This window comes from Confluentibacter sediminis (assembly GCF_003258355.1).
GTDB classification, from domain to species: domain Bacteria; phylum Bacteroidota; class Bacteroidia; order Flavobacteriales; family Flavobacteriaceae; genus Confluentibacter; species Confluentibacter sediminis.
Map to the genome: position 1 here is coordinate 291205 of NZ_QKPO01000004.1, position 14675 is coordinate 305879.

Sequence of the window (14675 nt, forward strand, 5' to 3'; positions counted from 1 at the left end):
TGTGTTTATAGTTTACTCAATAGTGATTGTATAAGGTATCAAAGAAGCTAAGTAAAAAGTTAAATATAAATGATTTATAATGTTTTATTTAATAAAGAAAAAAGTATGGAATGAGAAATTTTACTATTATTATTTTAATTTTTTCTTTTACTAAAGCTATTCATGCCCAAATATTTATAGCTTCGCCTAATTTGGGTTTTACACAAGCTTGTGCAAGCTCAAGCACTTCTTTTAATGCTTTTACTGTAACATTTTCGTTTACACCCTCAACAGGATTAGCTCCAACCAATCAATTTATAATTGAACTTTCTGATGCTTCAGGTAGTTTTACAAACTCAACAATCGTTTTTACTTCGGCTCAAGGAGCAGTAACAACATCGCCAGCAACATTAAGTTTTTCTTTACCAACCACCACCTCTGGTGAGGCATACAGGGTAAGAATTAAAAGCACAGCTCCGGCATCTGAAAGTCAAGCATCCAATGCCTTTGCGGCCTATTATAAAATTCAAGATTCCCCATTCAGTATCAATAATTTAATTGAAACAGGCGTATATTGTGCCGGGGGCAGTTATTTGCTAACCATAGATAATCCTGGATTTGGTTCGAATGATTCCCCATTACAATATCCGTCGCTTACGTTTAATTGGTATCGGGAAACTAGCCCTACAACCTCAGTATTTGTGGGGTCGGGAAACACTTTCTATGTCAACACGCCTGGGACATATTTTGCTGAAACAAATTATGGAACGTGTACATCAAATTCATTTTCAAATCGAGTGACTATCAGTGAGGCTACTTCAGGAGGCGTATCTTCCAACATAAGTTCTAGCTTAGGAAATCCGTACTGTGTAAACGAAGGGCCTACTACATTAACAACTATACATGGTAATGGTTATCAATGGTTTAAGGATGGTTCGGCCATCTCTGGAGCAACCAATCAAACTTATGTGACGAATGAATCTGGGAGTTATTCTGTTTCTATCGATTTGGGCGAGTGTGTTTCAACAGCATCTATTGATTTGGATACTAGTACATTTACAAGTAGTATCGATGTGGAAGAGAATAACATATTAAATGAAGATGAAACGTTGTTGGCAACGGTAACAACGGATGCTACAAATCCTGAATTTGAATGGTATTTAAATGATGTTATAATTTCTGGGGAAACAGGAAATAGTTATGAAGTAACCCAAGAAGGCAATTATAAAGTTATCATATACCAAACAAGTGGGTGTATAGCTTCAAAGGAACTTGTTTTTAATGTAACCGAAGCCTTTCCAGATGTAGCTCATATACCCAATCTCATTAGTCCCAATGCCGATGGTATTAACGATACTTGGGTCATCCCTCAAAAATATGTAGCAGGAACAAATACGGAAGTCATTATAATGAGTTCTCAAGGAAAGATCGTATTAAAAACCGATGATTATCAAAATAATTGGCCACAAGATCAAATAGATTTTAAAGACACCAATCCTGTGTATTACTATATCATAACAACACAAGATAATCAAATTAAAAAAGGATCAATAACAGTAGTGAAGTAACATGGTAAAATATATAATATATATGTTTTTATTCATATCTATAGTGGAACAATCATATTCTCAAGAAGATGGTGTTGTTGCTTTAGCTTTGCCTGTTCGAAATTCTTTAAAGTTCAATAAATATGCCATCAATCCAACATTCAGTTTTGTTCGCGAACAGAACAGCTATATAACTTTAACCAATAAAAGAGAGTGGGTTCAATTTAATGATGCACCACAAACTTATTTATTTAGTTATTCTGGTAGGTTTAATGAAAACATGGGTATTGGTGTTGGGTTGTTTCAACAAAATTATGGGGTTTTAACCACATTTGGCGGTATATTGAATTATGCTTATAACGTCGTTCTTGATAGAGATAGTAATTTAACTTTTGGAGTGAACTTAGGGGTTTATAAAAGTGGGATTAATGAAGGGAATGTAGTCACCAATTTTCCAGATCCGTCTCTACAGAATATACCATCCAACACTGTAATAACAGTAAATCCAGGCATTAACTACGGAACGGCTTTTTTAGATTTTGGGGTGTCTCTTAATAATGTAGCATCATACAATTTTACAACTTCCGAACTCATAGAGGAGAATCCAGAACAAAGTATTCAAGGCCATATTATGTACACGGGGTATGTAAACAGTCGTGGTTTTTTTGATGAAACTAAATTTTCAGGTTTAGTGAGGTCAGAATTCAAAAAAGATAAAACATTTCTTTCTGGCATTGCAATGTTAACAGTTCCTAAAGGCTTTTGGGCACAGGCAGGCTATAATACATTATATGGTTTATCTGGAGGTGTTGGCTTTAATATTAGTTCCCAAATCGCTATTGAGTATAATTATGAAAAGGCTATGGGAGATGTATCCACATTCGGTAGTTCTCATGAAATCACATTAGCCTATAAATTTAAAAATCGCTATAAATATAATTATAGCGGAGATGATGATGAAGGTGCTTTAATTGCCCCAGTAAAAAAAACGAAATCTGTTGTAGCAAAAAGAAAACCAGCAACAAAGCCTGTTAAAGAACCAAATGTGGATACGGTTGCTAAAGCTCAGACAAAAGCAGACGAAGCAGCTAAGTTGAAAGCAGATCAAGAAAACCAAGCAAGATTGGAAGCTGAAGCTAAATTAAAAGCAGAGGAAACAGCAAAACTTAAGTTGGCTCAAGAGCAGGCAAAAGCGAAAGCAGACGAAGCAGCTAAGTTGAAAGCAGAACAAGAAAACCAAGCAAGATTGGCAGCAGAAGCAAAAGCGAAAGCAGACGAAGCAGCTAGGTTGAAAGCGGAGCAAGAAAACCAAGCAAGATTGGCAGCGGAAGCTAAATTAAAAGCGGAGGAAGCAGCAAAACTTAAATTGGCACAAGAGCAAGCAAAAACGAAAGCAGACGAAGCAGCTAGGTTGAAAGCGGAGCAAGAAAACCAAGCAAAATTGGCAGCTGAAGCTAAAGCAAAAGCAGATGAAGCAGCCAAAGCGAAATTAGAACAAGAAGCCCTCCAAAATCAAGTAAGGCAAGAAACAAATGATACTATAAGTCAAGTGGACTTAGATGATGTTTTAGTGGAAGCAACTGGTAGGAATAACACTAAGAAAACTGAAGGTGCGACCCTGTTAACAGCAGACTCTAGCATCGAGCAATATGAATTGTTGATAAAATTGCGAGAAACAGTAGCTAGTAAAGAACAAGATCTTAAAGATTTAAAAGAAGAAAATGATTTAAGTGAGCAAGGTATTTACAAGGAACCTAAACCATTTAAGAGTGTTTCTGCAGAAAATGCAGCTATAGAATCTTTAAAATCGGAAATAGATGAGGTGATTAAATCCCAAAATGCTAAAATTAGGCAAATGGAAGAGTCATATAATCTGCGATTGAAAACAGTTAAGGATGTAAATGACCCTACGAATGTATCTTATTTAAGTAGAATAAATGCATTAAAAGCAGAACAAGTACAGGCGGTAACTACAAGAGGTAATTTATTATCAGCTCTTGAGGACATTAAAGAAGCTACAGAAATCGAGAGAAAACGACGAATTAAACGTGCCGCTTATGATAATGAGCAAGATAGATATTTAAAAGATCGGGCAGCATTAAGTGCTATTAAACAAAATACACCGCAAAGTACAGTGCCTCTTAAAGAAGAAGATTTAGATTTTGGTGAAGAACAAAGCAAGAACATACAAATATTTAAAGGTGTTAATAATGTTGAAAGTGGATACTATGCGGTGCTTGCAGTACATAGTGATGTGGCAAAACGGGATGAGTTCTTAACCAAGGTAGTAGCATCTGGACAAACCGATATCAATTTCTTTTATGATGTAAACACCAGTAAGTATTATATCTACTATCAAAAATATGATACCATCGAAGAAGCAAATGATGCTTTAAAGAATAAAGAAAGTAAGCCATATAATAGTAAAATGTCTATGATTAAAATAGAAAATTAATATATGAATCGCCATGATTTGTAAACCCAAACACCAATGAAAATAAAGTGATACCATATGACCTTTAAAAAGCAATGAATATTTACATATGAAACAAAACTAAACAGCCTAAACTCTTTTCCTTAACCCCCCAAATTAAGAAAAAGAAATAACTAAAAATAACCCCATGAAAAAGCCTACTCATTTTAAAATTGTATTTGCAATTTTGATGCTCTTTTTGAGTATTCAATCTTTCGCCCAAAACCTGGTTCCTTTTGTCACAAGATATGACGAAGCTATTAAAGGAGACATGCTTTTAATAGGAAACAGTAATTTAAGCGTACACCCTACAGATCCTTACAACTATACTGGAACCAACAGTAGCTACAACAATGAAGGGTCAAATAATAAAAACCGGATGGTATATGTGGACATCGATGGCGACAACGCGACATTTAATTCTAGTAGCGCAGATTTAGATGTTCCAAATACTGCGAGTTGTTATCAAATAGTGTATGCTGGTTTATATTGGAGTTCTGTAGTAAGTGGAACTACCCCAATGGCAAATATTAAATTTAAAACCCCAGGAAGTAGTGCGTATGTAGATATCACAGGAACCCAAATTTATTATCAAAATTCTTCAGATAACAGAAACTCTAATACTTATGTTTATTATAGAGATGTAACCGATATATTATCCACTCTTAGTAATCCAGAAGGAACTTACACAGTTGCCAATATATCATCTATGACCTCTGCAATGATGAATAGTGGAAGTGGTCTTAATACAGAAGGCTTGTCCGCGGGATGGTCGCTGTTTGTGATATATGAAGATCCTCTTTTGCCAAGTAAATATATCACCTCATTTGACGGATTTACAAAAATAGATAATCAAGCCCCTAACAATGAACAAACGTTTCCTATAAATGGTTTCCAAACCATACCAACGGGACCAGTTCGTGCAAAATACGCTTTTAGTGCTTTGGAAGGGGATAGGGCATGGTCTGGAGATTATTTACAAATTAATGGTACTAGCATTAGTGCCACAACGGTAGGTGGTACAACGATACGTCCTAGTAATAATTTTTTCAATAGTTCCGTATCTATTATAGATCCAAATACAAATGCGCCCGTACTTTTTACAGATCGAAACCCGGAAAGTGCCAATACGTTAGGCTTTGATGCTGGAATCATTAATATTCCAAACGCAGACAAAAGTGTTATAGCAAATGGGGCGACTTCAGCCAATATTAAGTTAGGGACTAATACGGATATTTATTACTTCTATTTTAGTGCTTTCGCTATTGAAATTATAGCCCCAAATATTGTACTAACTAAAATAGTTGAAGATGCTGCGGGCAATGATATTGGTGGTCAAGTAGTAGATTTGGGTGACGAACTTAATTATGTGATAGGGTTTCAAAATACAGGAAATGATAATGCAACCGATATGACCATTAGGGATATATTACCCACCAATGTGGTGTTTAATTATCCATCAGACATCGATTTATTACCTGCAGGTGTTACCGTTAAAAGTTATAACCCTACTACTCGCGAACTTATATTCAATATAGACGAATCTGTTGTAAAAGAGAAAGATCCAGTATCTGAAATTCGTTTTAAAGTTACTGTTGTTTCCACATGTAGTTTATTAAGTGATGCTTGTTCTAATAGTATTGATAATCAGGCTTATTCGACTTATAAGGGTACTATAAATTCTGATTTCACTATTTCCGACGACCCAAGTTATGCAAGTAATACCGGATGTTTATTAACGCCAGGCGCAACCAATTTTTTAGCAGATTTAAACGATTGTACTTTTGAAGAAAACATTGTGCTATGTGGTTCGGATGTGGTTTTAACGGCTGGGGAGGGTTATGATGCTTATTCATGGTCAACGAGTCCTTCGGGAACACCAGTTATTGGTACTAATCAATCCATCACAGTTACGAGTCCTGGGACATATTATGTCCATAATACGGCAACAGCACCTTGCCAATCCATCGATCAGATTTTTGAGGTTATTACATATGGAGCAGGTGTCACGAATCCCGTTTTACCTTTTGCAGATGAAGTAGTTATTTGCCCTAATGATGGAAAAGAACTGCCTAATATTTTCTTATGTGGTGCTAATGATTCTAGATTTATTCAAACCAATATTACAGATACCTCTTCTATGATATGGGAAAAACTAGATGAATCCAGTTGTTCTGCTGTTGTAGATCAAGATTGTGCTAACGAAAGTGATACTTGTACATGGAATCAAGTGGCTACAGGTCCGGATTATTTAGCGGATACTGCGGGCCAATATAAGTTAACTTTAAATTATACGGGTGGTTGTTATAATGAATTTTATTTTAATGTTTATGAGAATTTATTAATTCCTAAGGTCACACCAAGGGATATTTTTTGTACGACTCCAGGACAAATAACCGTTAACAATGTACCTAGTGGCTATTTATATAGTATTGATGGTGTAAATTATCAAACAGAAAATGTGTTTGTAATTAATACGCCAAATGTATACACGGTGTATGTTAAACAAGATGGTGTAACACCTAATCCTTGTATTTTTACGGTACCAGCTGTTCAAATAAGACAACGGGATTTTACGGTTTCTACCATTATAACACAACCTTTATGTCATGATGAATTGGGTAGCGTTACATTGGCCGCAAACGATGTGCGTCCACAGTATTACTTTTCTATTTATCAAGGTGCTACAGAGGTAGATCGTGTAGGGCCGATTATGGAAAATAGTCATCCTTTTTTGAATCTAAATCCAGGAACCTATACTGTAAATGTATCAACAGATGATGGGTGTACTTTTACGGATACCATTGAGATTATCAATCCACCATTATTAACGGCTACATCGGCACTTACTACGCCATTAACATGTACCGATGGCGAGATTACGGTGTACCCAAGTGGTGGTACAGCACCATATTATTATTTTGTAAATGGCTCAACGGAATTTCAATCTACCCCACAAATACCAGTAACAGCACCAGGTCGTAACTATAATATTACCGTGGTAGATGCCAATGATTGTTCGGTAACAACTTCTATTACTGTCTATCCTATTCCGGCACCAGAATATACTGTCGATCATACAGATATATTATGTTACAATTCCAATGATGGAGTCATCCATTTTAATGTTACCAATGCGAATGGTTATACGGTTGCATATAGTATAGATAATGGTGCAACCTATAGTGCCAATCCCACATTTTCAAATCTAAGTCCGGGAGATTATCTTGCAAACATAAGATATTCTTTAAATGGTGTTGAGTGTTTTAGTGCCACACAAACAATTAGTATTACACAGCCTGATAGTGCTGTAACCGCTTCGGCAGGCGTTTCGAAATTAGCTTGTGACCCTTCTGGAGAAGGTAGACTACGCATTACGAATCCACAAGGAGGTAAAGCACCATATGAATATAGTTTTGATAATCAAGCGACTTGGACAACTACAAATGAAGCTGATGTAGCTCCGGGAACCTATACCTTATATATTAGGGATGCCAACGGTTGTATATTCCCAATGACAGGTATTACTTTAGACCCAGTACCAGTGGCACCCACTATAGATATTTCTGATCCTGATTTTAATTGTGATGGTAGTGCTAACGCAACGGTAACTGTAACAAATTCTGGAACAGAGTCTTTTAACTATAGGTATTTATTGGATGGTGTTGAGAATACCAATACCACAGATCCAACCGTATTTTTAAATGTTCCAGACGGCACACATACTGTAACTGTGGAATATGTTCTATCAACGGTGCCAACATATAGTAATTTATTATATGAAACGTTTGGTTATGGAGATGATACGACGTCTCCAGGAATCAACACGGCATATTATTGTTTCGAACGACAAGTTGTAGCTACACAATGTAAAGGCAGTATACAAATTAATGATGGTGATTATTCTGTAACGTCTCATATTGTAAGTCCATTTGCAGGTTGGGTAAACCCCGTAGATCATACACCACCAACGAATCCAGTAACTCCAAAAGGACGATATTTGGTCGTTAATATTGGAGCATCCATACCAAAAACTGAGATTTTATATGAAAAACAAATAAACGACATCATTCCTAACCAGCCCATCAATGTGGAGTTTTATGCTATGAATTTAGTGAAATCACCCAGTAATATATATGATCCTAATTTATTGGTCGCATTGGTTGATGGCTCTGGCACAGAGATTTCTTCCTTCACTACTGGAAATATTCCAAAAAGTGGACAATGGGAAAATTATCCTAAAACACCTATGACTCTAAATCCAGGGGCAAATACAAGTTTGAAATTCATAGTGAGGTCTAACGTCCAGCAAACTAGTGGAAATGATGTTGCCATTGATGACATTAGAGTATATCAATTGCCAGAAAGCTGTGTAACTACAGTAGATTTTCCATTTATTGTAGCATCAGGAAATGCGTTTACAGCAGACATTATAGGATTTAGTAATATTAGTTGTAGTGGAAGTGCAGATGGCTCTATTACCATTTCTGCACAAAATTTTGATCCCGCAAAAGGATTTCAGTATTCTATAGACAATGGCGTGACTTGGAATACCCAAATGACCTCACCTTATACCATTACAGGGCTAGCACCAACTAGTTATAACATTCAAATACGTTATGATGATGTGACAACGGGTTGTAGTTTTCCATTTACCCAAGATATTACCGAACCGAACCCTGTAGAAGTGACGGTCTCTGGAACACCAGTAACCTGTCTTATGGGATCTACGGTGACAGCGTCTGCCACAGGAGGCTCTCCAGCATATTCTTATGAATTAATAGATGCATCATTAAATTCTATACCTTTTCCTAGTAGTGGTATTTTAACCGATATCGCCGCAGGAGATTATATAGTAAAAGTAACGGATGCCAATGGATGTTCAGATACAGAACGGCTTAACTTAGTGGCACCAGAAATTCCTGAATTATCTATAAGTAATACCTCAGATTATTGTTATGATGCTACTGATGGAGCAACTCTAGTTGTTGATGCCTCAGGAGGTCAAGCACCTTACGAGTATAGTATTAATGGCAATGCCTTCCAAACAAGTAATACATTTTCAAATTTAACACCTGGAACTTATACCCTTACGGTAAGAGATGCTTATGGATGTACCGATACGTTGTCAGAAACGATTGAGCCTCAATTAACGGCAAGTGCTGTTTTAACCAAAGATTTAGATTGTGTATCTCCGGGAGCCATTATTGAGGGAACTATTTTTGGAGGATATGCGCCTTATACCTATTCAGTTTCTGTAAATGGCGCTGCCTATGGGGCTCCTGTAAATGTTGTCGGTACTACTTTTAGTTATACAACTTCAACCGACGGAACTTATCGATTTCTTATTACGGATGCTAATGCTAATCCTAATGGTTGTACTTTCGAATCTAGGGAGGTATTGGTCGCTCCTATTTCTTACCCTGAAATTAGTTCAATATCTGCAACTGATAATTTGTGCTATGGCGATAATAATGGTTCAATTCAAATAACAATTAATAATACCGTAGGAACACCACCATTTGTAATTAATGTATATAACGACACAACAGGGTTTAACTATGGAACTCAAACAACAGGCTTGCCAGCTGGGGATTATACTGTTACTTTAACAGATGGAAAAGGTTGTACAGATGTAGAAACTATAACCATTAATCAGCCGACTGCGATTGATTTTGATTTAATAAAAGAAGATATTACTTGTAACAATCCTGGAGGATCCAGTTTAGGATCCATTACCATTCAAAATGTTACAGGAGGAACGGCTCCTTTTACTTATTTCATTACAAATAACTTTGGAGACGTTATTCCAGGTAATCCATACTCAGCAACTTCAAATGAAAATCATACGTTTAATATTATAAATTATGGTGTTTATACTATAAATGTTATTGACTCAAATGGTTGTAGTCTTTCTAAACAGGAAACCATAGCTTCACCTCCTTCTGATTTATCAATAAATATAGACACATCTGTTCCAGATTGTACCACAGGAGGGACAGCTACAGTACAAGCAATATCTCCTTTAGGCAGTGGGAATTATGAATTTGGTATTTTAGAATTTAATACAGCACCATATACTTTAAATTATTTAACACCAGATGTTTCAACACCTGATACAAGAACATTTACAAATTTAACACCAGGTATTGTTTACACATTTGTTGTACATGATCTTACAACAGATTGCTATTTTGTTAAATCTGCAGATTTTGCTATACCAGCAGCTTCTACCTTAACGTCCTCTGTCATTCCGAATAATGTTGTTTGCCAAGGAGAAAATAATGGTAGTGTTACCTTTACAATTGATAATTTTGACAGTACAACAACTTCGGTTGATTACGGTATTTATACAGCTTATACAAATGTATTAATTGGTTCTATAGTCAATCTGCCTGTTACTTTTGGAACTCCTTCTACAGTAACCACTCCATCTCCCGGTAGTTTAGCTCCAGGTCAATATTATCTTGTTTTTACTGAAAACGGTACAGGTTCTTTTAACGGATGTAAATCAGCATCGGTTATTTTTGAAATCAATGAATCCGCTATAGATCTAAGCATAACAGCCTCTGTAGTTAAAAATGCCAATTGTAATCCTAGTTCGGGAGTTATAAGTGCTATTGCAAGAGATGGAACCGCTCCTTATGTCTATCAATTAACCACATCGGCTACGCCCCCTTTAACAACAGATCCTTCATGGGCATCTTCAAATACATTTAATAGAGATGCTGGTAGTTATTATGCACATGTTAAAGATGCTTATGGTTGTATTAAGACAGCATTAGTTACAGTATTACCCCAAGATCCAGAACCTGTTTTAGCTGCTGTAGTAGTCTCTAATCAATGTACAGCAGTAGAAGGCGGATTTACAATAGATGTTTCGTTAACAACTAGTGGTATTGCACCACATAGCTTTAGTATTGACGGAGGAGCCTTTCAAACAAGAACCGCACCGTTTACCATATCAAATTTATCATCTGGAACCCATACTGTTGAGGTAAAAGATTCTAACGGATGTGGCAATTTAGTGTCTGTAGATATTGTGCCTCCGGTTAGTTTAACACCTACAGTAACAACATTACCATCTTGTAGTGATGATGATGGTGTGATTACTGTAACAGGATCGGGTGGCTCTGGAAACTATTCATTTGCAATAAGTCCAAGTGCAGGATCAATAACTTCGACTGCTACTGGATTTTCAGGAGTGCCTTCAGGTACCTATACCATTACCGTTACAGATACTACCACAGGTTGTACCAAACCTGCTACTGTAACTTTAGAAGCAGCCACACCTGTAACATTTACAACAACGCCAACAGATGTAAGTTGTTATTTAGGTAGCGATGGTACGATTACTGTAAACTTACCAGCAGGTAATGATAATCCTGTTTATACCTATGAAATCACAGCACCCATTATAGTAGCTCCTCAAACATCCAATGTGTTTGCAGGATTAGCTGCAGGAACCTATACCGTGGTGGTAACTTCTGGTAGAGGGTGTGTGGAAACAGATGACGTAAAAATAGGTCAACCAGCCGATATTGTTGTCTCTGACCCCACAGTAAATTATGAGTGTACATCAGGAAAAAATAGTTCTAATTCTGCTACCATTACAGTAAATAGCGTCAAGGGTGGTTCTGGAGCTTATACCCGTTATGAATTTATTAAAGATGCTACGTCTACACAAAATGCAGAAGTTGTACAATCTGGGCCCAATAATGTATATACCGAAACAAATTTATCAGGTGGCAACTATACCATCAATGTGTATGATAATAAAGGGTGTATGGGAACTACTACAATTGAACTATTTGTTTCTATAAGCAACTTAAATGTAGCTGTTATACCTATTACATGTGCTAAGGGTGAAGATATAACCGTTTCAGTAACCAGTTCAGGAGTAGGTACGCCTGACTTACGATATACTGTAAAAGATATTGTTGGTTCTGTATTAGGAGCGGTTTATAGCCAAACCAATACAACAAAAGATATTTCTGCAGACTTTACAGACTTACCAGTTGGGAATTATATCATTACGGTTGAAAATCTAGATACAGGATGTAGCCTGCAAACCACACATTATGTAAGCAATCCTAATACATTTGATTTGGCTATTGATCCTCCGGTTGATGTCACTTGTTTTAGTGCTTCTGATGGTAGCGTTAAGTTTACTTTTATAGATAGATCGCCTATCCCAACAGATGAATCAGGGCCATTTAGTTATGATGTCTTTAATGTAACGGATTTAGTAAATCCTGTTACTTCTGGAACAACGAGTGATGCAGGTCCAGTAGCTATTCCAAATTTGGCAGCAGGAACTTATGAGATTATAGCGACTTTAATAAATTCCCCATATTGTGAAGCAAAAAGAAGATTTACAATTACAGGACCAACAGCCGCTTTAGCGATTGCAGAAACCCACACAGAAATCACCTGTGTGAGTGGTAATAATGATGGAACTATTTCTGCAAGCGCTACCGGTGGTTGGCCAGGAGGGTATGAATATGAGTTATCGGGTACAACTTTATTAGGAGATCCCATACCTACAATACCATACTCTTCAAACGGAACATTTACAAACCTGTCAGCAGGGAATTATACAGTAAGTGTAAGAAATAGTAATAGTAGAGGGTGTACTGATTCAAAAAGTTTTCCATTAATAAACCCAAAACCAATTATAGTAAATGCAAGTTCAGATATTACCATGTTATCTTGTTTTGGAGCTAAAAACGCAACCATTACCGTAGATTTACCAACAGGTGGTCAAGGCAGTAATTATTCTTATACATTAAATACTATTTTCCCTACTGTAAGTTCATCAGGGCCTCAATTGTCACCTGTATTCTCCGGATTAGGGGCAGGAAAGTATTCCATTACAGTAACCGATGGTTTCAGTTGTAGTGGGACTTTAATAGATAATATTGTTATAGAAGAACCAGCACCAGTTCAAGCAAGCTTGGTGAAAGCAACTTCGCAAACATGCTTAACTCAGTCAGAGTTAACACTGAGTGCTACGGGTGGTACAGAACGTTATGAATATAGTGATTCAGCTACTTTTGGTACTATTTTAGGATCATTCACATCGGCATCGCCCATAACATTTCCAGTACCTGTAGGAACCTATCAATATTACGTGAGGGATAGGAATGGATGTGAGGCGAATGTTTCTAATAAAATCAATATTGATCCGTTACCAGCTCTTATCATCAACTTTAACGAAGACAATCCTACGATTAATTGTAAGGGAGATAATACAGGGGTTATAGTTGCGGTGGCACAAGGTGGTTTAGGAAATTATGTATATACGTTATTGGATGGTAGTGGTAACCCAATTCAAACGGCTACTCAAAATAGCCCAGGCGTTTTCACAGGGCTTTTAGCAGGTGATTATAAGGTACAAGTAACCAGTGTGGATTGTGAAGAAGTGAGAGAAATTACAATTTCAGAACCTACAGATCCATTTGTAGCGCGTTTTGATCCAATTCCTGCTAGTTGTTTTGGAAAAGGCGATGGAAGGCTTGAAATTACAGCATCTGGAGGCACGGGTATTATTAAATATGCCATCTCACCACAGATGAACCAGTTTTTTGATACCCCAGTATTTGAGAATCTTTATCCTGGACATTATCAAGGTATCGCTCAGGATGAACAAGGTTGTTTCGTGCTTTTTGATTTTACTATAGAGCAGCCAGACCCTATACAGATTGCTGTTGTTCCTAGTTCTATAGAGCCAGAATTATGTGAAGGTGATATGAATGCGGCTTTTAGTGTAGAGATATCGGGAGGTAATATGCCTTACAGTGTCGCTATAGATGACATGGATGGTCCTTATGTTACGGGAACTCCAACACAGACTGTATTTCCTTTTTCAGGATTAAGCGGTGGAGACCATACGGTATACGTTATTGATGGTTCAGGATGTGATTATGAGCTTGTTATACCATTACCTGAATCTGTTAGTATCCAACCATTGGCTAGAGTGGACTATGGTTGTGACAACAATATATCGAACAACACGGTAACCGTAAGCGTTACTGGGAATGCCAATGCAGCAGATTTAAGTTATTCACTGGATAACGGACCTTACCAAACAAGCAATGTATTTATAAACGTTATATCAGGACAGAATCATTATATCGATGTAATGCACACCAATGGTTGTACCAAACGGACCCAATTGTTTGATGTTGAGGAGTATGACCCCTTAGAGGTGTCCTTAGAAGATGGAGCGGGCTTAAATGAGATTGTTGCTGTAACCACAGGAGGTTCTGGGGTGTATCAGTATGATTTAAATGGAGAAGATTATGGTAGTACGAATAGCTTCTTAATTTACAAATCGGGTGATTATACCGTTACGGTAACCGATAGTAACGGGTGTGTAGCAACGGCAACAAAATATTTTGAATATATCGATGTCTGTATTCCAAATTATTTCACACCAGATAATAATACTAAAGGTTGGGGACCAGGATGCGCTTCTCAATATAAAAATTTAACAGTCGATATTTTTGATAGATACGGTCGTAAAATAGCAACCCTGCGTGTGGGAGATTTATGGAATGGTTTGTATAATGGTAAAGAACTACCAACAGGAGATTATTGGTATGTTTTAAAATTAAACGACCCTAAAGATGACCGGGATTTTGTTGGACATTTTACTTTATACAGGTAATTAG

General features: G+C 36.8%; 3 protein-coding genes. All 3 read left to right on the forward strand.

Translation table 11 applies throughout. From position 1 onward, the window contains the following. Positions 1-110 precede the first annotated feature (110 nt). The 3 genes from DKT72_RS04715 to DKT72_RS04725 all read left to right on the forward strand — a co-directional run bounded on the left by DKT72_RS04715 (position 111) and on the right by DKT72_RS04725 (position 14671). Complete coding sequence (locus DKT72_RS04715; protein WP_111307554.1) at positions 111-1547, forward strand: T9SS type B sorting domain-containing protein; 1437 nt, start codon at positions 111-113, stop codon at positions 1545-1547. A gap of 1 nt (position 1548) precedes the next feature. Continuing rightward, positions 1549-3981, forward strand: a complete 2433-nt coding sequence (locus DKT72_RS04720; RefSeq protein ID WP_111307555.1) for a PorP/SprF family type IX secretion system membrane protein — start codon at positions 1549-1551, stop codon at positions 3979-3981. 166 nt (positions 3982-4147) lie between these two features. After that, entirely contained in the window at positions 4148-14671 is a 10524-nt protein-coding gene (locus DKT72_RS04725) for a T9SS type B sorting domain-containing protein (RefSeq protein ID WP_111307556.1), read from the forward strand. The last annotated feature ends 4 nt before the right edge of the window (positions 14672-14675 follow it).

Excerpts from the sequence above, each read along its gene's own strand:
- DKT72_RS04715 (WP_111307554.1), top strand. The coding sequence starts at position 111 with ATGAGAAATTTTACTATTATTATTTTAATTTTTTCTTTTACTAAAGCT.
- DKT72_RS04725 (WP_111307556.1), top strand. The coding sequence starts at position 4,148 with ATGAAAAAGCCTACTCATTTTAAAATTGTATTTGCAATTTTGATGCTC.
- DKT72_RS04720 (WP_111307555.1), top strand. The coding sequence starts at position 1,549 with ATGGTAAAATATATAATATATATGTTTTTATTCATATCTATAGTGGAA.